The organism is Pandoraea sp., from assembly GCF_041919235.1.
Taxonomy (GTDB): Bacteria; Pseudomonadota; Gammaproteobacteria; order Burkholderiales; family Burkholderiaceae; genus Pandoraea.
This window is the reverse complement of sequence record NZ_JAYRUC010000006.1, coordinates 162,140-181,959: the sequence shown is the minus strand read 5'-3', so window position 1 is coordinate 181,959 and position 19,820 is coordinate 162,140. Positions and strand designations below refer to the sequence as shown.

Below are 19,820 nucleotides of genomic sequence, written 5' to 3'. Positions count from 1 at the left end.
GATTGATTAAGTTTTCACAACTAAAAGAACTTGAGTACGCGGCACTTAAGGGGATTATGGTCGAGTCTTCTTTTGGCCGCCTTAGCTCGTTGAAGGCGGCGGCGTCTAAGGCGCATATCGTTCCCGCCGCCACCTCGGTACCAATCGACTTTAATTTAAGCTTTACGCTTCCGACTCGACTACGAGAGGATGGAGCGGTTGCTGTGGAGCGGGAATTCCACGTTGGGTGCTATGGCGAGGCGACGAAGGGCAAGGATGAAATCTGTCAACTTACTTATAGCGTGTTGATCGGTGCCCATGGACCGCCTTCTAAGTACGTAGCACGAAAATTTCATTTTGACTTCGAACCGGTGGCAGCTAGGAACCTAGCTGAGCCTAAGCCGACTTTTCATCTGCAGATGTGTGGGAAGTTGAGCGGGCATCATGAGGACGCGGGGTACGCGCCTGGTGATATTGCGCACTTATTGCCTGCATGGTCGCAACCAAGAATCCCTGCGCAACCGATGTCGCTGGCACTGGTGCTCAATTGGCTATTCATTGAGTTCGGCCGAGATGCATCAATTTCCGCTGCCCGCACAAGTCCGACATGGCGAAAACAGGTGCGGGCAGCGGAGCGCACGATCTTGGGGCCTTACTTCCAAAGTTGCGCGGATTTTCTGTCTCAGCAGGCCAATGCAGACGAGTCGTTCTACGCTAAAAAGATATACGAGGAACACTAGCCAGCGCGATTGCGTGTTGTGATGCGGCGGCGATTTAGAGCAATGCGATGCGCGCGAAGTTCTGACATCGTTGCTGCGTCCAACAGGCCCGGCTGAAGAAAAACCAATGCGTCCGCGTATTGGCTCGCAGCCTCCAACTCCCCGGCAGACACCAGCTTGCCCAGTTTGGTGCGAGCTTCCAAGAGCTCCCGTTTAGGCAATTTCGGCAGGGTATGAGGGATGGACAGCTTGCGAACGTCACTCGGCTCGAGCTTGATCCCACCACTTCCGCGCACACGGCCGAGGACCTCCGCGGCAAGCCGGAGTGGGGTCGTTAGGCTCAAGATCGGAAGCCATTGCGCCAGACCATCTGCGCGGTGAGTCGAAATTTTATAGAAGGCATTTGAGCAACTAATCCCGGCGTCGTTTCCGATGATGCGGGGATATTCATGACTCAGTGACCCGATGAATGCGTCAGCGTCTCGTTCATAGCTGCATCGATACCAGATATCGCGCTTCCCAAATGTCTTGTTCTCGGCGATCTCTTCGTCGGAGTATCGAGACAGGAACTGCTTGATCGCGTTCGGGAGCCTTCCGGTCGGAGGCAGTAGCAAATACGGTACGTTGGCCGACGAGTGCTGGGATTGAACGTCAGGCAACCAGATGCCGCTAATTTGTGACGAGCGCGTGAGCAGCGGAGCGAGATGTTTGTGAGCGATGCCGTCGTTCGCCCAGGCTGACAATGGGCGAACAAACGTCCGGATATCTCCGACGACTTCGCCGATTTGCACGGACGCTTTAGATCCCAGTTCGACAAGGACGTCTTCATGAAGCCGAGCCAGCGATGCCGCTGCCACGTCCCTTACGTCCGTCGTGGTGACGACGTCGTCATCGTCAAGCATTCCCACACTTGTCACGAGCTCACGAATGTTTGTAATGTTCCGCGCAGCAATCGGCGTAGGGTTTTGCAGCGAGCGCGGAGCAAAGTCACTTAGCAGGAGCAGCGAGATACGCTCGCCCGCCCCTGCTTGGATAAACATCTGCTCCGTTACGTGAACAAGTTCGACCTTCCCAAAGCGAGTCCGAATGTGAGCGAGCAACGGCTTAGCGTAGTCTGCCGTACCGATGGCGTTCGGTAAGAGGAAGGCCATTCGCCCTCCCGGGCGCAGGAAGCTCATCGAGTGGAGCAGAAATGATGCCCATAGGCTGGCCATCCTGGGCAACGATGGCAGGTACTGTTGTTGGATCTTCGCGGAGACGATGCGTTGTTCTTCAGTTTGGCGGTGATAGGACACGAACGGCGGGTTCGCGATAACCGCGTCGACGAGAACGGCGCCCGAGGTACTTTGTAGGAAGTCCTGCTTTTTGAAGTGTCCGTCTGGATTGTCAATGCCCATCTGGACCAAGTGTTCAAACGCCGCGGGATCAACGTCGTAACCGTACAGCTGTGCAGACGGCGTTGCGTTACCAAGGGAGCTGAATATACTGACGGCAGCCGACAGCAAAGCGCATCCGCCAAAACTGGGTTCAAGCACAGTGTCTTTGGGTGAGCGGATCGCCCATCCTGCAAGCCATTTGGCTGCCTCAGGAGGCGTGTAATAAATCCCGAGGGCTTTTCTTCGTTCGCGGTCGTGCTTGCTCTGTGAGACGGCGCCGGTCATCCCCGCCGAGCGAAAATTCTGATTATCGTTTTGCACGGGTCTTCCCTGCCTTAACGGGCATTTCGGGGTATTCGGCCTTCGTTTTTGACGCCCGCGTAATCACGACGGCCTCATTTTCGGTGTCAAGGTCGATGCAGACGCTGTCACCAATGTTGAGTCCGAGTGTATCCAGAAGATTCTGGTCAAGGGTTACCCGACGAAGCTTCTGGATTTTTACGGAACCGAATGATACTTTTTTGAGTGCCATTCGAGTATTTTCTCATAATTATATTAGTATCTAAAGATACTTTTTTGTGGCGTGAATTTGCGAGAGAAGATCGTGCCAATGAGGCTGCATGACCAACTGACCTCCCCTCTCTTAACCGAGCACCTTAACCGAGAGATTTCCGGCGCTAAGGTGTGCGAGTTGGAACTCGCCCGGAGTCAAATCGCCTAATGAGCCATTGAGGGGAGGGGGCAACATTTGGGGCAAATCAAGAGGTCGTTAGGCTAACATGGCGTAACGAAGATGCTGCGACAACATGAAAGCGGGGTATGCTCCTTGAATCCAGCAAGAGGGATACAAGACGGTCTCCGCGATGGGCCCAGCGTGACGGAGTAGTGAAGGAGGTATCCATCTTGAGGATTGATGCCGTTCTCTTCGATGTTTTCGGAACTCTGTGTGACATCCGCCGCAAGAGGCATCCATTCTTGGCTCTGGCAAAACGGACCAGTAGTCCACGCTCGGTTATCGAGATGGCGATGACGCGAGACATTTCAGGCGAAGACATTGGTAGGCGATTTGACGTGAGTTCTGGTGAAGTTCGCCGTTTTACTGCTGAGTTGCACGATGAGTTGGCTAGTATCGACTTGTTCACTGATGCAGATGCTGCACTGCGCACACTTTCGGCGTCGGGCGTGAAAATTGGTTTGGTGTCGAACTTGGCGAAGCAGTATGCGGAGCCCGCTCTTGACCAATTGCCGATTAGACCGGATGTCTGCATTTGGTCCTTTGAGTGTGGCTGGCTTAAGCCCGACGCGCGTATTTTTGCGCTGGCGTGTAACTCGTTGGAAACGAAGCCTGAGAACGTGCTTATGGTGGGAGATTCGCTGTTGGCCGACTACAGAGGCGCTCGCTCGTTCGGCATGCAAGCCGTTTTGGTCGACCGGCAAAATACGGCGCCGGAGGACTGCATCAGCGTACAGTCGCTCGGCTCGATACTATCCATCGTCAACGACTCCAGCAGCTAGGCCAGCGCGCGTAGGCACTATCGCTGGTGTGACCGCCTTGTGCTGCAAATGAATGCATGCTGTTTCCCCGGTGCTCATCAGGTTTTGCAATTTTCGGCGTGTCTTTTAAGGTGCCGTACAAAGCGTCGGTAAAGTTGCGCCATCCATCGTGCTCGCTCGGGTTGGGAGAGTGCATGTTGCATGGCATTCATTTGCGGTGTCGCCACTCCCATCAGGGGAATCGATCTGCGATGGCACCAGATTAAGAAATCCAAAGATAGTCGCTCTTGTACCGGTGGCATCAGAAAATAGCCTCTAAGATACGCCGCGACGTAAGCTTTCTGAGTCGCTAGGGCCAGTTCAACGTCGCATGATTCCGATACGTCCTCTCGGGGCGCCATTCCTAAGTCAGCATTGCATTCTGCGCAGAACCTCAAACTCGTTGCGTGGGTTCTGCTCGCGACGCGTTGCGCTCGTAAATAGCCGGCGCACTTCCAGCATCGTGTGCACATCTTTACCAGATGCGTCGAACAAAATTCCCAATGAATGACACGCCAGGCGATGCGTAGGTACGGCTCCTCGTCTTCGGCCAAACATTGTGGGCAATATGCATAAGTCCCCGTGCCATCCGGTGCTTCATGCCGAAGGACGAGGCGTCGCGCGGATCGCGGTATATGTACGAATGTTTTCGCGAGTGGTGCAACGCGCGTGGCCGGGATTTGTGTTCCGCGAATGAGAATGCGAACGTGCTCCTCGGTCAAATCAATGTCTGGATCCGACATTCGCGTGATATCCATCGCGCTGAGAATATCGCGAGCGCTTCTTTGATGAAGGTTGCACAGCCGGTAGAACCACGATGCCGAAGATTCATCAGATATCGGCTGAGGTGCGACGAGCAGCGACGGCAATTTTGACATGAGGTCGTCACTCAAAAAGTGCAAGTTGAACTGAACGCTGACCTGCCAACACGCGTCCGGAGGCGACCGGGCGCGTAATTTTGAGCAGCAGGGAGTCAAGCAATTGTCGATCGGGGACCGTTGTAGCGTCTTGCCTTATCGCTTCAATTGCAGTTCGCATCGTGCGTCTTAATAAGATTCTTCCGTTGGCCAACTGCTTTAGCTCATCGTAGGCCGCCTCGGTGACTTGTCGAGCAGTGGTTGAGTCCACGATTCCGTTCGATGACGTGGCGATCGATGGACGTTTTGTACTTGCTCGATTGCCCAGAATCCAGATCAGTCTGAGAAATGTGTCGACGGAGATGGCATCGAATCGTGATATCCAATCCGACTCAGGATGAAGTCTGAACGTTGTGAAGCCGAGTAACGTTTCGATTTGTTTGCAGATTGCCAGTGCACCGCGCGGCGCTGGCTGCATGACTTGTATGTGATCAAGGAAGTCGCTCCCACATTCGCAGGTTTGTAGATTCTTTCTGCGCCATGACAGAGTGCGGCCGCATCCGCATCGATCTATGAGGGCGGTTTTGTGGACGGTACAACAACACACCAATGTAATTGACCATGATGCGCGTGCGTGTCCACCTTCTTGCAAGCAGAGCGGGCATACCTGGGGGTGTGCTTGACGAAGGTGCTTCGCTCTGTGGAACGTATGAGACAGAAATTCGGCTTCAACGACGTTGCCGCGACGGTGGCGTGCAACGATTGCGTTGGCCACCTTGAGCGTTGAGGCTCCAAACATGAACGCGAGCTCTGACGCAGCGGAGTTCGGAAGATACCGATGACCCGGTGAAGCTAGGTGGGATGCCAACTGATGGAACGTCAGCGCGTTCTGCGTTGCCATTCGCAACGCATACCCAACCCCGTCTTCACCGGGCCAAATTTCGTCGATCAGTGGAAACGGTTGTGTTCCCTCGCGCAAGAGCATCATACGAATGGGTTTTCTCTTGACGTGGCTGGTCCGAAGATTTGGTAAAAGGCTTGGCGAAGATGATCTCTACAAACTGCGGGCTTTTCGTCATCAACGGCGATCATGGCCGACTCGATTACAAGGCCTTTTAGTAGGCGGAATACTCCTTGGCTTGCAATGAATAGTTCGCGAGAGCATTCGCTACTAAGGTTGCTCAGATCGACGTCTGGACAATTTTCGCTATAGGCTCGAAGTACCCCCTTCCACTCGGCGTCGTGCTTGAAGGGGAAGAGGCGGAACGTGCCGGATATCCGAGCGCTGATTTGCGGGTCGGCTTCCTGAAGCGCGGCTAGTGCTTCCGTGCCCGTGAGGAGGACTGGCCTTTCTGTCACAGACATGATGCGCTTTAGCCAGTCGTTAACCGTTCGCCTAACACCGTCTTTCCCCGCCAAGAACACATGCTGGTACTCGTCAATGACGATAAGCTGGGTCTTTCGTTGTGCAATCGCAGTGACCAGGATGTTGTTGACGGCAGCGTTTGTGCTCTCAGTCGTACGAATTGTGATGGGGTAATCGAAGCACTTGAGCAATTCCCTTTGAATGTGCGCAACTGTGGGAGCCTCTTTCAGCGCTGCGACGAGAATGGAATGTGGCTCAAGGAAGGACCAGCCGTAGGCATTTCGTTTCAGCAAATCGACCAGCAATGATTTGCCGCAGCCGCTAGGTGCAATCAAAGCGACCCCACGTGGTGAGCTGAGGTCATTCCCCAGTTGGATAATTCTTCCAATGCCTTCGACGACTTGAGTGAAGGCCGAGTGGGTGATTACCACCTGCTCCAACTTACGTCCAACGGTCAGTGCTTTATCGCTATATGGCATATGTCACCTCAGTATTTGCTGGGCTTTCACAGGGGGGCGGAAACACTCGAGACCGCGTGCGATTCACCTTTCATTGAGGAGAAAAGTGGTAAACGATGGAGTCGGCTGGTTGGAAAAGCTCAGTTGGTCGTCGGGAAGAATAGTCTCGGGGCGAACGCTCTGAGTTGAGCGTTGTCGAGGATCCAGCGCATCCACAGAGTTCCGGTTGTGTGTCTGGCCAATACGTCGCGACTCCTTCAATCGTTTTCCGGAGCGGATGGCCTGATTCCAATGCTCCTGGAGCGCAAGTCGGGTGCGTCGAAGCTCACGCTCCGCATTCGCCTGGGTCAGGTGACTTTTTGCTGCTTGGCGGATCAGTTTGTGTTGCGTCAGCGTCAGGCCCGTGGCGTATTCCTGATTTTTCGCTGGCACTGTCACCCAGGTTTTGTCTTTGGGGTGTTGCACGTAGATTTGACCTAAGTCGTATGGATCAAGCTTGTATGTCGCCTTGAATTTGGTGCCCACAGCGTGACGCATTCTCCGGAGATCGTCGCTCGCGTACTGAATCCAGTTGCATACGATTCCGTTGTGGTCAACCGTGCTGGTCTTGGTTATCCCCGCAAGAATGTCGAGGCTTGCGTAACTCTCCACGAAGACGGGAGCAGGGCAACTGTCGAGTCCTTCCAAATAGAGGTCAATGGGACGAGCGAGCTTTCGCTGATTTATCGTAAAAGGGTGAACGTCCACCACCCATTTCAGAATTCCTGCGCACAGGTCACTGAACGTCACGCATGCTTCAGATTGAGGATTGATCGGATCGGGGTGCCTGCCGGGCTTGGATGGTTTTCCAGGGTTAGGGAGTTGTTGGCAGATCTCACCGATAAAGCGCTCAATCACCGGCTTAAACCATGGTTGACGTACCGGACAGTATTCGATGTCCATGCACAGGTCGATGCCGATTTGTTTGAATTGCTCGGAGTGGCAAGCCCGTGCGTTGTCGACCACAAGTGTTTCCCACAATCCATGCGCATGCCAGGGGTTGTCGAGCTTTGCCGCCCCGACGATTTTGTCTTTTGGTTCGATGGCGATTTTTATACTTCTGATCATTCGCGCGAGTGATTCACCCTCGAACGAGATGAAAAAGCTATTGATGTAACCGCTGTAGGCGCATGCGAGCAACGTGAGCGTTGGGCGTCCCAGTGGAATTCCTAGGTCGTCGTCGATCACCCACAGGTCGAGCAGTGTATGGTCCATTTCGACGCGCTCGAGCGGGCGTGTAGCGTACTGTCCCTTTTCTGCAAATCGCCAGGTTGCCCGGGCGCGCGGCATGCCAAGACGGATTCTGTCTCGGTCGTAGGGGGAAACCTCTGCCGCGATTCGGCGTACGGTGGAAGGGCTAGCGGTTGCCTCTTCGATACGTAAGTCCCCTCTATTTGCCGCTTTTTCTAGCTCATTCGCCGCGAGCGCGTGGGCCATTACTAATGTGACGCCTGCTCGTTTGAAGTAGTGCCGCTGGAGCACGTTACGGATGATCTCAGCCGTACGCACTGACATTCGCGGTGACGACTCGCGTCTTGCCGATTTGGCAATCAAGCTGGCAGGATCATTGCCGGAACGCTCGTGCATGCGCATCCAACGCATTACGGTTGATGACTTGGGCGGAAGCGGATCGCCGATCTCGTTTGCTATCTCGGGGATCGCAAGGCACACGCGAGCACGTTGTCCTTTCGTTATTCCACGTAGCCTTAACGAGCGGACATAAGTGTGGGCACGCAAATATGCGTCTTTCTGTGCATTGTTTAGCGATTCGGGGCAAAACAGTGATTGGGGCTCACCGGTTGGACTTGAGGAAGGTTTTTCGGTGGAGGGGCGAACGATTTTCCATTGCCCGGTGATCACATTGTGAGTCAGCGAAGATATCTGTACGTGGCGGACTCTGCCTGTCGTCTGATTTTCCAACTGACACGTTTGGTTATCGAGAAGGCGGCGCAACTCCCAGCGAGCCTCCCCTATGCCGACGACAAGCCCCGCTGCAAGCGAATATGTTTTGCTCATGGCGCTACTCCCACGACGCTCACAATCTCGTCCAACCCGAAATGCAGTGAGGGACCAACGCGAAGGCGTCTGCGCCCTATCAAATGCAAGATTGTCGCGATCGGAACATTTGCTCGTTCGGCAAGTGACGCAATTGTTAAGGGGCATGTGGATGAGGCGGCAGCAATGTGCATTACTAAGTCAAGCGTCGTCTGCGGAATTTGGCTGCGGGCGTGGCGCAGTAACACAGCGGCACGTTCATGTCGATTGTCGCTGCGGATGTATTGCTCAGTCGCGACCATGAAGTCATAACCTGATGCGCGCAGCACTGCTCTTGCTTGCGCAAGTAACTGTGCCGTTCGAGGGCTTCGCGCTCGTGATTCCGGTTTGACCTCAACGATGAGGGGTACCTTGCGGCCAATGAGCAAGAAGTCGGGGGTATAAGTTCTATGATCCCCAAGGTCGACCTTGAACGGTTGATGGCTTATCGCAGTAACGTGCGGTTCAAATAGCGCTACTCGCGCAAAGTCTCGTTCGAGCAGACTTTCGTATTCGATCCGGTTTGGTTGAAACCACGGGCAGGGGATGATACCGACGCGTCGATGTGGCGCGGCAGAGACGAGCGTTCTGGCGGCAGGCATGGCGTTCTCCAAGCAATACGAGACCGACTCCCCGGATGGGAAGTGTTCAGAGGGCTTGACTTTGCCGCGAACGCCACCAATACTGAGCTTGTGTAGGGCGCGTATCGAAAGATGTGCGCGGCGCCGTCAGGTCCTTTATGGGCTTGACGGCGTTTTTATTTGTTCATCGCGATCTCCCGTTTGCGGTAGCTGCCGATGGACTGACTCCATCGACATCGGAAATCGGCTGTACTCGCCGCAGTAGGCTGATGAATTCGTCCAGAGCCCTGATATCAGCCGGCGTCAATTTGGGGATTACTTCGGATAGTCGCGCACATACGTCGTACGCAAATGCCGGTGTTCCTGTAGGTGGGAAGTGATAGCGCTGTGACTGCTGGAATGCCCTTCGCAGAAGTCGCCCTTCTTCGTCAGTCAGCTTTAACGCGGAGATCGTTCGATCGACCAACTCCTCGTCCTTTGGCAGTTTCACGCCACACTCGATCGCAGAAATATAACTCTGGCGGTATCCCACACGTGCTGAGAGCTCTCCCTGCGAGATTCCTAAAGCGGTTCTTGCTGACCTGAGTCGATGTGCAAACGGAGTCATGGGGACACCTCTCCACGTCGGGAATTCTAGTTAGCCTAGGTCGAGAATTTCTCAAAATCAAGAGAATTCGTGGTTTTGTTTCTCCTTGGAGGTATGAGATGTGCTATACATTTCAAGAAAATTTGATTGTTCGAAATTTTCTTGCTTTTGAGGGGGCGTCCGCGGCCTCACACACGTTTTCACGCGGGCACATCTCGTACGCGTACCGGTAGGGCGGGCACGCTTGGCAGTTCAATTCGATGCGCATGAACGGGCGTTTCACTGTTTCTGCAAGGCTTGTCATCGTTCGGGAGGGCGAGCAAAAGCCCGCCTGGCACATGGTTTTGTTTGAGGCAGGGCCGCATGCGCATAGCGATTTGCTGCACAAATCACGTACCTGTTCGTCACTTCGGTCGTAGCAAACGGGGGTGCCCATCAAGGGTGAGAGCTGCGGTTGCTTCCGTACGTCATTGATTTCATAGGGTTTGTGTCGACTGCCGATCTGGCGAGTTCAAAGTTGAGTGAACAAAGTTCAAAATTCAGTGAATCTCGACATATGGATAAGGGAAAACCCCGAGTCTTGAAATCGTCAAACCCCGTCCCTATAATTAGCACTCGTTGGCGCAGAGTGCTAACGCCATGAATTCACCGAATATGCAAATGACTGCATATTTAGGTTTTGTCGATCTCACAGAGAGAAAGAGGAGCTTGTAATGAACCTTCGTCCCTTGCATGACCGCGTTATTGTCAAGCGCCTGGACAACGAAACGAAGACCGCATCGGGCATCGTGATCCCTGACGCCGCCGCTGAAAAGCCGGATCAGGGCGAAATCCTGGCGGTCGGCCCGGGCAAGAAAGACGATCAAGGTAAGTCGATCGCACTCGACGTGAAAGTGGGCGACCGCGTTCTGTTCGGCAAGTACGCCGGCCAAAGCGTGAAGGTCGATGGCCAGGAACTGCTGGTCATGCGTGAAGAAGACATCATGGCCGTCGTGGCCGCCTAAGTCTGTCTCCCCCCAGACATCTACGTAAAGTATTCAAGGAGTTAATGCAATGGCAGCTAAAGAAGTCGTTTTCGGCGATGCCGCTCGTTCCAAGATGGTCGAGGGCGTCAACATTCTCGCCAACGCAGTCAAGGTGACCCTGGGCCCGAAGGGCCGAAACGTCGTGCTCGAGCGCAGCTTCGGCGGCCCGACCGTGACCAAGGACGGTGTGTCGGTCGCCAAGGAAATCGAACTCAAGGACAAGCTCCAGAACATGGGCGCGCAAATGGTCAAGGAAGTGGCTTCCAAGACCAGCGACAACGCCGGTGACGGTACCACCACCGCCACGGTGCTGGCTCAGTCGATCGTGCGCGAAGGCATGAAGTACGTTGCCTCGGGCATGAACCCGATGGACCTGAAGCGCGGTATCGACAAGGCCGTGACCGCCGCCATCGAAGAACTGCGCAAGATCAGCAAGCCCTGCACGACCAACAAGGAAATCGCACAAGTCGGCTCGATCTCGGCCAACAGCGACACCTCGATCGGTGACTACATCGCCAAGGCGATGGACAAGGTCGGCAAGGAAGGCGTGATTACCGTCGAAGACGGCAAGTCGCTCCAAGACGAACTGGACGTCGTCGAAGGGATGCAGTTCGACCGCGGCTACCTCTCGCCCTACTTCATCAACACCCCGGAAAAGCAAGTCGCGATCCTGGAGAACCCGTTTGTCCTGCTGTTCGACAAGAAGGTCTCGAACATTCGTGACCTGCTGCCGGTGCTCGAGCAAGTCGCCAAGGCTGGCCGTCCGCTGCTGATCATCGCCGAAGATGTCGAGGGCGAAGCCCTGGCAACGCTGGTGGTGAACAACATCCGCGGCATCCTGAAGACCTGCGCCGTCAAGGCCCCGGGCTTCGGCGATCGTCGCAAGGCCATGCTCGAAGACATCGCCATCCTCACGGGCGGCCAAGTCATCGCCGAAGAAATCGGCCTGACGCTGGAAAAGGCGACGCTCAACGAACTGGGCCAAGCCAAGCGCATCGAAATCGGCAAGGAAAACACCATCATCATCGATGGCGCCGGCGAAGGCTCGAACATCGAAGCGCGCGTCAAGCAGATCCGCGCCCAGATCGAAGAAGCCACGAGCGACTACGACCGTGAAAAGCTGCAAGAGCGCGTGGCCAAGCTGGCCGGCGGTGTTGCCGTGATCAAGGTTGGCGCTGCGACCGAAGTCGAAATGAAGGAAAAGAAGGCTCGCGTCGAAGATGCACTGCACGCTACGCGCGCTGCCGTGGAAGAAGGCATTGTCCCCGGCGGTGGTGTTGCACTGCTGCGCGCTCGCGTGGCCGTCTCGGGCATCAAGGGCGACAACCCCGACCAGGACGCCGGCATCAAGATCGTGCTGCGCGCCATGGAAGAGCCGCTGCGCCAAATCGTTGCCAACGGCGGCGAAGAAGCCAGCGTCGTTGTGGCCAACGTGATTGCCGGCAAGGGCAACTACGGTTACAACGCTTCGAGCGGCGAGTACGGCGACCTGGTGGAAATGGGCGTCGTGGACCCGACGAAGGTCACCCGCACTGCACTGCAAAACGCTGCTTCGGTCTCGGGCCTGCTGCTCACGACCGACTGCGCCGTCGCCGAACTGCCGAAGGAAGACGCACCGATGCCTGGCGGCATGGGTGACATGGGCGGTATGGGCGGCATGGGCATGGGTATGTAAGTCTCGCAAGAGACTGCATGACGGGCGTCGAAAGGCGCCCCGAATGCCGGGTCGCCGGGCTTCGCCGCGGAATTTTCGATTCAGCAGTTGAAGCCCGCACCAAAACGGCAACGAGTTCTCCGGAATTCGTTGCCGTTTTTTTATGCCTGCGCGTCAGGTCTGAGCTGGCGAAACGCCGTCATTGCCGCCTCGAATGCGCGGGGTGACGAGCGGTGTCGTGGCGGCGATCTCGTCCTGCATCCATTGCCAGAACGCGTGAATCGCACGCTCGCGCGGATGATTCTCCCGCCAGTTCACGTGATATTCGAGGCTCGGCGGTATGCGCACATCGCCGATTTGCACCAACTCGCCCGACGCGAGCGCATCGCGCACGAGCAGACTGCGTGTCGTGGCGACGCCCTGTCCCGCAATTGCGGCCCGCAAGAGCAATCCCGAATCGTCGAAAATCGGCCCGCGTGTGGGTTCATGCGGCGGCAGGCCAGCGGCGACTTGCCAGTCGCGCCAAGATCGATGCGCGAAGCGCAGCATCGGCAACTTGTCGGTATCCGCCACGGTAAACCCCGGGACCCGCGCGATCAGATCCGGGTGGCATACGGCGATCACGTAGTCGTCGAGCAGCTTGCGCGTAACGAAGCCCGTCTGTTCAACACGTTGATGCCAGATACCCACATCGACCGAATACGGGTCGGGAGCAGCGATGTCTGCGTGAATTCGCAGCATGAGGTCGATGCCGGGATGCTGTTCGCTAAAGCGGTCCAGCCGGGGTATCAGCCATTGCGCCGCCAGATCGGTCATCACGCTGATTTCCAGGCGCACCGTGACGGGCGCCGCGCCGGGGGCCCTGCCTGCCCGTGCCTCGGTGATCGCCTCGTCGAGTTCGGACATTCCAATGCGTACCCGCTCCGCCAGACGCGCGCCGACGCTCGTCGGGACCATCCGGGCACCCACGCGGCGAAACAGTGCCGTACCCAGTTGCTGCTCGAGCGAGCGCATGTGATGGCTCACCGCACTGTGCGTCAAATTCAATTCCTCGGCCGCGCGGGTGAAGCTACGGTGACGGGCCGCAGCTTCAAGCGCGCGTAGCGATTGGAGGGGAGGGAGTTGGGGAAACATGATGTCAAATTCTACTCACAATGCGAGCGCAAAGGTTTCGTTGGCTTCATGAGGTCGTTCCGCCGACAATCGATACCCAAGTAATTCACTAGGGTATGGCTTCATGTCGAAAGCACTTCGCATCTTTGTGCTGTTTGCCGGCGGATATTTCGTTTCATATGTGTACCGTGGCGTGAACATCGGGTTCGCGCCGTTCATGACGCGCGACCTCGGCCTCTCATCCGCCGACCTCGGGTTGTTGACGAGCCTGTACTTTCTCGGCTTCGCCAGCGCACAACTGCCTGCGGGCGTATTGCTCGACAAATTTGGCCCGCGCCGGGTGGGGGCGGCCGTGTTGCTGATGGCCGCTGCCGGGGCCGCGCTGTTCGGACTGGCGCAAGGCGTTGGTGCACTGATGGTGGGGCGTCTGCTCATCGGCGTTGGCGTGTCGGTGTGCCTGGGCAGCGCGTTCAAGGCACTGGCGCAATGGTTTCCGGTGGCGCGCCTGCCGTTGCTCAACGGTCTGGTGATGGCCGTGGGCGGCATGGGCGGGGTGGTGGTAGGTACACCGCTCAACTGGCTGCTCGGCCTGACGGACTGGCGCACGGTGTCGTTCGGACTGGCCGCGTTGACGGTCTTCATGTCGGTGGCGCTGTGGTTCGGTGCGCCCGAAAAGCCGGGATCGCATGCGTCGGGCGGGCTGTCCGAGGCGCTGCAGGGCGTTCGTCAGGTGCTGGGCAGTGCGATGTTCTGGAAGGTGACGTCGCTCTCCGGTATCACGCAGGGGGTCTTCTACGCGATGCAATCGCTGTGGATGGCGCCGTTCATGCGTGACGTTGAAGGACTGTCGGAGGCGCAGGCGGCCTCGCTGGTGTCAGTCGTGGGGTTGGCGATGATGGCCGGCAGCGTGGTGTTCGGCGCGGCGGCGCGCTCGCTCGAGCGCCGTGGCGTGAGCGTGTTCGCATTTTCGGGCGCCGGCATGCTGTTGTTCGTCGTGGTGCAGTTGCTGCTCGTGCTGCGCGCACCGATTCCGCCAGTCTGGCTATGGGCGGCCTACGGAGCTTTCGGCGGCACGGGCATTCTGTCGTATGCGGTGTTGGCGGAGCATTTCCACGGCACCCTGATCGGGCGCGTGAACACGTCGCTCACTCTCGTCATCTTTTTGTTGATCTTTTTGTGTCAGGTGGGGGTCGGAGCCATGCTCGGTGCGTATGCAGCACACAGCACGCAAGGGCATTTCTCCGCCTGGACGGTGCTGGTCGCGCTGCAGGTGCTGGGGGCGTTGTGGTACTTCTGGCCGCAACGTCAGACGGCGAGCAAGGTGGCCGCGACGTGCAGCGACTTGACGCGAGGGTGAGGCGAGATTGAGGTGAGATTGAGGCGAGATTGAGACCAGATTGAGGCGATATTGAGGCGATATTGAGGCGGCCGGATCCCGCAGGCTGCGCTGCGGGGTGGCTTTCGCGGGTGTCCGGCGTCGAGCGCATGGCGTCATATGATCGGGCTGGACTCGATATCGAGCGTAGCGAGCCAAGTGGCGTTCGGGACAGCGCGTCCGGGTCAGTCCTGCGCCACCCAATCGCCCGACTTGCCGCCATGCTTCTCCATCACCCGTACGTCGGTCATGGTCATGCCCCGGTCCGCGGCCTTGCACATGTCATAAATCGTCAGCAAGCCGATTTGAACCGCGGTGAGCGCTTCCATTTCGACCCCCGTGCGGCCAATGGTCTCGACTTGCGTGCGGCAATGTACGGCGTTCGCGCTCTCGTCGACCAGGAATTCCACGGTGACCCGTGTGAGCGCCAGCGGATGACAAAGCGGAATCAGATCGGCCGTGCGCTTCGCCCCCTGGATGGCGGCAATACGGGCAATGCCCAGCACATCGCCCTTCTTGGCCGTGCCGCTGCGAATCAGCGCCAGGGTTTCCGGCTTCATCCGAATGGTGCCACGCGCGACCGCAATACGATGCGTGCTGTCCTTGCCGCCGACGTCAACCATGTGAGCCTGTCCGGCGGTGTCGAAATGGGTGAGTTCTGACATGAGTCGATGCTGAGAAGGTGTTGCGGGATGCGTCGGGCAGAACGCGCGGGCGCCCGTCGCGTACGTGGATTCGGCAGAATTTCGGCAGAATTGCCCATGTTCCGGCGATGCCGCGGAACGTCTACGTCTGGCTGCTATCATAGCAGCAGCCCCGAATGATCAGCGCCACCCGGCGCCCATTTCCATGACGCGCTCGTCACGTTCGTTCTGCGCCTCGATTCGCATATCTCGCATGATTCTCCTGTCGCGCCCGCTTTCGTCGAACCATCCGTCGAACTGTCCGTCGCAAGGTCCCGCTTACGCCGGGTGCCGGCGGTGCGCATGACTGCGAACGCGACGCGTTCGCGCCCACAAATCGGTCACGCGAGCGGCGTCGCTCGCTGGCGGCGCGCATTGGCGTGGGCCATGCTCCCCGTGATGACCGCGATGACGTTCGCCGCTGCTGTGGTTCCGACACAGGCCGCTGCGCAGTCGCTGCCTTCGCTCGGCCAAAGTTCTGCCGACGACCTGTCGCCCGCGATGGAGCGCAAACTGGGCGAGCGCGTGATGCGCGAAATTCGCGCCGATCCCGATTACCTGTCCGATTTGCTGCTATCCGATTACGTCAACGCGTTGGGCAGCAAGCTCGTGTCGGCCACCCGCAAAGTAGGGCTGGATGCCAGCCAGAGCTTCGAATTCTTCGTCGTGCGCGATTCCGCAATCAACGCCTTCTCGCTGCCCGGCGGGTTCATCGGCGTCAACACGGGACTGATCGTCGCCACGCGTACCGAGTCCGAGCTTGCGTCGGTCGTGGGGCACGAGACGGGACACGTCCTGCAACATCACATCGCGCGAATGCTCGGCCAACAGGCCCAGAATTCGTGGATCGCGCTCGGCGGCATGCTGCTCGGCCTGCTCGCCGGGATCGGCGCGCGCAGCTCGGACCTCGGCATGGGGATCGCCATGGGCGGGCAGGGACTGGCCGTGGACCGCCAATTGCGCTTTTCGCGAGACGCGGAGCGCGAGGCCGATCGGGTCGGCTTCCAGTTGCTTCAGGCCGCAGGCTTCGACACGTATGCGATGCCGACCTTCTTCGAGCGGCTGCAACGCGCAGATGCGATCAACGAGGCCGGTGTGCCGGAATATGTGCGGACTCACCCGCTCACCACGGACCGTATCGCGGACATGCTCAATCGCTCGCGAAATGCCCCTTATCGTCAGCCCGAGCAGTCGCCCGAATACGCCTTTGTACGCGCGCGCGCGCTCGTGTTGCAGCAGAAGTCCGCGAGCGATTTCGCCGCAGTCGCCGACGCGCAACGCACGGCCATCCGCACGCAGACCGCATCGAACGTGGCGGGGGCGTGGTACGCCGTGGCGCTGGCGGAGTTCAAGCAGCGTCGCTGGGGGCCGGCGCGCGAGGCGCTGGAGAAGTCGCGTGCGGCGTTTGGGGGTACCGGGCCGGGCACCCCGAGTCTGGCCGTGCTTGACTCGGATATCGCGCGCTTGTCGGGCAAGCCGGACGAAGCCTTGCGCGTGGCTGCGCAAGCCCGTGCGGCGTTCCCACTCTCGCAGGCCGCCGACATGGCCTATGCAGACGCCCTGATCGCAAGCCAGCGCATTCCCGAAGCGACGAAATTCCTGCAGGCGCAGGTCCAGCGATATCGTAGCGAGCCGATCTGGTGGCGCGCCTTGGCGGGGGCCTGGGCGGCGGATGGCAAGCGTGCGCGTCAGCACGAAGCGCTGGCGGAACAGTACGCGTTGCAAGGCCAGTGGATGGCGGCCGTCAGCCAGTTGAAGCTCGCACGCGACGCGGGCGACGCCGACTTCTACGAATTGTCGACCATCGACGCGCGACTGCACGAGTTCCAGCGTCGCTACAAGGAAGACAAGGAAGAGGAGAAGGACTTCGATAAGCAGTTTGGATGAGCCGTGCAGACCGCACCGCTATGTGCGTGCCGAGGCTGTGACCGAATTCGCCGCTTCGTAGCCGCTCAGTGATGTAGCCGCTCACTGATTCCTGTCGCAGGATCGCCACGGCCGACGTTCGGTCGTGGTGAAATTTATCGGCTCGCACCGTGTCCCCATTCCTCGCTTACCTGCCGTTGGATTGGCTCCTCGCGTCCTGCCTTGGCATGTGGAACGCGACGGTGTCGAGTGGTTCCATACCGACCGCGATCCCGACGCGTTCGACGAAGCGCAACAAGCGCAACAAGCGCGCCGGGGTGTCGCGGTTTGACCGCTCATGTCCTCGAGACGTCCGCCTGCGGATTGCGTTCGAATCCATAGGTCTGCGGCAGGGTGCCGGCATGCACCGTCGCGAAGGGCAGTGCGTCGCCATTGCGCCAATGCAGGCGCACCGCGCCCTTGGCGTCAGCGGTGTCGTCCGACGTCTGTGCAACCTCGAACGCCTGCGCCAGATCGGACACCTGCGTCAGCAGATCGATGTCGTGATCGTGCAGCAAGGCGAGCGGCGCTTTTTCGCTCGACGCGACACCCCCTTGCGCACCGGATGCGGCCCCCACGAACGCCACATTCCCGTCTTCATCGAGCAGACACGCCTGCGGTACGAACACACGCCCCAATTGATCGGTCAGCACCGGCGCACCGCGGCCGCCGTTCGCGGCAGCATCCCACGTGAGCCGCACCACAAACGGCGCATAGGCGAGCGAGACGTACACGCGTTGCGGCCCGTTCTGGAAATACCACCGCCCGGCATCGTCGCAGGCGTAGTTGCGCGCGATGAACGCGACCAGCGCGGCATGACGAATCGGATCGCCGGGCGCGCCCGCCGCCTGAGCCGCGTCGTCACGCATGCGCCACTGCCCACGACGATCGAGCGCGAGCCACCCATAGCAATGCGGCACGTTGGGCCATTTGGCCATCGCCTGTCGAACGATTTCATCCATAAGTCACCCTCAGGCCGCAGTCGGCAAAAATTGACGGAAGTAGTCGATCACCGTGCGTGGCATCCACGTCATGCGGCCCGGAAACGGCCCGCTCATGAAGCCGACGTGGCCGCCGTGCGGGGGTTGCAGGAGCCGCACGCAGCGCCCGACATCGTCGCCGCCAGGTAACACGTTGGCGGGCTGGAACGGATCGTTACGCGCATTGATGACCAGCGTCGGCACTTCGATGGCCGGCAGAATCGGCTTGCTCGACGCGCGCGTGTAATAGTCGAACGCGCTGTGATAGCCGTGCAACGGTGCCGTCACCACGTGATCGAATTCGCCGAGATCGCGCGCGGCCATCATGAGATCGCGGTCGTAAAGTCCGGGGTACTGGTCCAGCTTGGCGAGTGCCTTCTTCTTGAGCGTGCCCAGAAAGTTGCGCGTGTACACCATGTTGAACCCATGCGAGAGTGCCAGCCCGCCCGCCCGCAAATCGAGCGGCGCCGAAATCGCACACGCAGCGCTCACGACTTGCGTTGCGTGTCCCTCGCGCTCGCCCAGCCAGCGCAGCAGTACATTGCCGCCCAACGACACCCCCGCCGCGAAGATCGGGCCCGATGTGTTCGCGCGTAATCGTTGCAGCATCCAGTCGACTTCCGTACTGTCGCCCGAGTGATAGAAGCGGGGCGCGCGATTCATGCGGCCGCTGCAACTGCGAAAGTGAGGAATCACGCCGCGCCAGCCCTGGGCCTCGACTTCACGCATCAGGGTGCGGGCATAGTGGCTGCCCGAGCTGCCCTCCAGGCCGTGAAACAGGACGACGAGCGGCGTTTCAACGAGCCCTTCAGGCGCGGGCGGCGCCTTGTGCGCTGCGGGTGGCGAGACCAGCCAGTCGACATCGACGAAGTCGCCGTCGGGCGTCTCCCATGTCTCTCGCCGGAATTCGACCGACGGGCGACAGCCCAGCAGCGCGGGGTAGATGGTCTGACTGTGCCCGTCCGGCAGCCACCGCGGCGGCCGGTAGTCCTGGGGAAGGAACGTCGCGGGGCGCGCCGTCATCGTCGTTACGTGCCTGTGCTCAGTGCAGCCCGTCCGGGCGCGCATGCATCATCAGGCTGAACTGCTCGACGGCATGCGGCGGCAACGGGCTGGAGTGGATGTGGGCGAAGCGCCAGTCGCCTTGCTCGTGCACCAGCACATACGTTGTGTGGATGAGCTGGGCCGTCGTCTGACTGGCGTCTTCCGTGCCGACACGGATCGCTTCGGTCGCCGTGTGCACGACCGTGCCGACGGTGTCGTACTCGGTTGTGTCGAGCGAATCGATGAGCACTACGCTTTGCGTGAATTGGGCGACCAAACCGCTGCGAATCTGCTCCAGACCGTCCCAGCGGGTGCCGTCGGGACGAATATAGCTGACGAAATCCTCGTTCGCCCAGAGCGACATGGCGCGATCCGTCTGCCCCCGGCGCAGCGCGTCATAAAAGGCCATGATGGTTTCACTGGCGGCATCGAACAGACGGACAAAGCGTGGCATGAGGAGTTACCGTTGAGTGTGACCGGAATCGGGCTGACGACGGCACCGCCGGGTGCCGG

The 19,820-nt window shown here is 58.8% G+C and carries 19 protein-coding genes; 6 read left to right on the top strand and 13 right to left on the bottom strand.

Annotated features, from left to right (window positions below; all coding sequences use genetic code 11):
• The first annotated feature begins 2 nt into the window (after positions 1 to 2).
• Positions 3 to 719, top strand: coding sequence for a hypothetical protein (locus ACE3UG_RS06860; RefSeq protein WP_374621418.1), 717 nt, complete (start codon positions 3 to 5; stop codon positions 717 to 719).
• Here ACE3UG_RS06860 and ACE3UG_RS06855 read toward each other — a convergent pair.
• Both ACE3UG_RS06855 and ACE3UG_RS06850 read right to left on the bottom strand, forming a co-directional pair.
• The gene (locus tag ACE3UG_RS06855; RefSeq protein ID WP_374621415.1) at positions 716 to 2,395 is read right to left on the bottom strand and encodes an N-6 DNA methylase; all 1,680 of its coding nucleotides are present in this window, start codon (positions 2,393 to 2,395) and stop codon (positions 716 to 718) included. The genes ACE3UG_RS06860 and ACE3UG_RS06855 overlap by 4 nt on opposite strands.
• Positions 2,382 to 2,606, bottom strand: coding sequence for a hypothetical protein (locus tag ACE3UG_RS06850; protein WP_374621412.1), 225 nt, complete (start codon positions 2,604 to 2,606; stop codon positions 2,382 to 2,384). Before ACE3UG_RS06850 ends, ACE3UG_RS06855 begins: the two co-directional genes overlap by 14 nt.
• Positions 2,607 to 2,977: 371 nt before the next feature.
• On the opposite strand from ACE3UG_RS06850, the gene ACE3UG_RS06845 reads away from it, so the two are divergent.
• Complete coding sequence (locus ACE3UG_RS06845) at positions 2,978 to 3,589, top strand: HAD family hydrolase (RefSeq protein WP_374621410.1); 612 nt, start codon at positions 2,978 to 2,980, stop codon at positions 3,587 to 3,589.
• A 77-nt stretch (positions 3,590 to 3,666) separates the two neighbouring features.
• Here the strand turns inward: ACE3UG_RS06845 and ACE3UG_RS06840 are convergent, their stop codons facing one another.
• The 6 genes from ACE3UG_RS06840 to ACE3UG_RS06815 form a co-directional block, all read right to left on the bottom strand.
• Positions 3,667 to 4,485 carry a TniQ family protein gene (locus ACE3UG_RS06840; RefSeq protein ID WP_374621407.1) on the bottom strand — a complete coding sequence of 273 codons (819 nt, stop codon included), beginning with the start codon at positions 4,483 to 4,485 and terminating at the stop codon, positions 3,667 to 3,669.
• A gap of 7 nt (positions 4,486 to 4,492) precedes the next feature.
• On the bottom strand, positions 4,493 to 5,452 hold the full coding sequence (locus ACE3UG_RS06835) for a TniQ family protein (protein ID WP_374621405.1): 960 nt from the start codon (positions 5,450 to 5,452) through the stop codon (positions 4,493 to 4,495).
• Positions 5,449 to 6,309 (bottom strand): TniB family NTP-binding protein, encoded by an 861-nt coding sequence (locus tag ACE3UG_RS06830; RefSeq protein ID WP_374621403.1) that lies wholly within the window; start codon positions 6,307 to 6,309, stop codon positions 5,449 to 5,451. Before ACE3UG_RS06830 ends, ACE3UG_RS06835 begins: the two co-directional genes overlap by 4 nt.
• A 63-nt stretch (positions 6,310 to 6,372) precedes the next feature.
• Entirely contained in the window at positions 6,373 to 8,343 is a 1,971-nt protein-coding gene (locus ACE3UG_RS06825) for a Mu transposase C-terminal domain-containing protein (protein WP_374621400.1), read from the bottom strand.
• On the bottom strand, positions 8,340 to 8,963 hold the full coding sequence (locus ACE3UG_RS06820) for a TnsA endonuclease N-terminal domain-containing protein (protein ID WP_374621397.1): 624 nt from the start codon (positions 8,961 to 8,963) through the stop codon (positions 8,340 to 8,342). Before ACE3UG_RS06820 ends, ACE3UG_RS06825 begins: the two co-directional genes overlap by 4 nt.
• A 163-nt stretch (positions 8,964 to 9,126) precedes the next feature.
• On the bottom strand, positions 9,127 to 9,549 hold the full coding sequence (locus ACE3UG_RS06815; RefSeq protein WP_374621395.1) for a multiprotein-bridging factor 1 family protein: 423 nt from the start codon (positions 9,547 to 9,549) through the stop codon (positions 9,127 to 9,129).
• Positions 9,550 to 10,241: 692 nt separating this feature from the next.
• Here ACE3UG_RS06815 and groES point away from each other — a divergent pair.
• Together groES and groL are read left to right on the top strand one after the other, a co-directional pair.
• Entirely contained in the window at positions 10,242 to 10,532 is a 291-nt protein-coding gene (groES, locus tag ACE3UG_RS06810) for a co-chaperone GroES (protein WP_150591096.1), read from the top strand.
• A gap of 49 nt (positions 10,533 to 10,581) precedes the next feature.
• On the top strand, positions 10,582 to 12,228 hold the full coding sequence (gene groL, locus ACE3UG_RS06805) for a chaperonin GroEL (protein ID WP_374621392.1): 1,647 nt from the start codon (positions 10,582 to 10,584) through the stop codon (positions 12,226 to 12,228).
• Positions 12,229 to 12,381: 153 nt separating this feature from the next.
• On the opposite strand, the gene ACE3UG_RS06800 is transcribed toward groL, so the two are convergent.
• Complete coding sequence (locus tag ACE3UG_RS06800) at positions 12,382 to 13,341, bottom strand: LysR substrate-binding domain-containing protein (protein ID WP_374621390.1); 960 nt, start codon at positions 13,339 to 13,341, stop codon at positions 12,382 to 12,384.
• 103 nt (positions 13,342 to 13,444) lie between these two features.
• Between ACE3UG_RS06800 and ACE3UG_RS06795 the strand changes: the two genes are divergently transcribed.
• Positions 13,445 to 14,677: a nitrate/nitrite transporter gene (locus ACE3UG_RS06795; protein ID WP_374621388.1), complete on the top strand. Its 1,233-nt coding sequence runs from the start codon at positions 13,445 to 13,447 to the stop codon at positions 14,675 to 14,677.
• Positions 14,678 to 14,880: 203 nt separating this feature from the next.
• On the opposite strand, the gene moaC is transcribed toward ACE3UG_RS06795, so the two are convergent.
• The gene (gene moaC, locus ACE3UG_RS06790) at positions 14,881 to 15,360 is read right to left on the bottom strand and encodes a cyclic pyranopterin monophosphate synthase MoaC (RefSeq protein WP_374621386.1); all 480 of its coding nucleotides are present in this window, start codon (positions 15,358 to 15,360) and stop codon (positions 14,881 to 14,883) included.
• A gap of 321 nt (positions 15,361 to 15,681) precedes the next feature.
• Between moaC and ACE3UG_RS06785 the strand changes: the two genes are divergently transcribed.
• Positions 15,682 to 17,265 carry a M48 family metalloprotease gene (locus ACE3UG_RS06785; RefSeq protein ID WP_374621384.1) on the top strand — a complete coding sequence of 528 codons (1,584 nt, stop codon included), beginning with the start codon at positions 15,682 to 15,684 and terminating at the stop codon, positions 17,263 to 17,265.
• A 314-nt stretch (positions 17,266 to 17,579) separates the two neighbouring features.
• Here the strand turns inward: ACE3UG_RS06785 and ACE3UG_RS06780 are convergent, their stop codons facing one another.
• From ACE3UG_RS06780 to ACE3UG_RS06770, 3 genes are read right to left on the bottom strand one after another with little or no spacing between them, the layout of a single operon-like run.
• Positions 17,580 to 18,245 carry a DUF2946 family protein gene (locus ACE3UG_RS06780; protein ID WP_374621382.1) on the bottom strand — a complete coding sequence of 222 codons (666 nt, stop codon included), beginning with the start codon at positions 18,243 to 18,245 and terminating at the stop codon, positions 17,580 to 17,582.
• Between the two features lie 9 nt (positions 18,246 to 18,254).
• The gene (locus ACE3UG_RS06775) at positions 18,255 to 19,286 is read right to left on the bottom strand and encodes a YheT family hydrolase (protein WP_374621378.1); all 1,032 of its coding nucleotides are present in this window, start codon (positions 19,284 to 19,286) and stop codon (positions 18,255 to 18,257) included.
• A gap of 19 nt (positions 19,287 to 19,305) precedes the next feature.
• Positions 19,306 to 19,761, bottom strand: coding sequence for a nuclear transport factor 2 family protein (locus ACE3UG_RS06770; RefSeq protein WP_374621376.1), 456 nt, complete (start codon positions 19,759 to 19,761; stop codon positions 19,306 to 19,308).
• Positions 19,762 to 19,820: the final 59 nt, after the last annotated feature.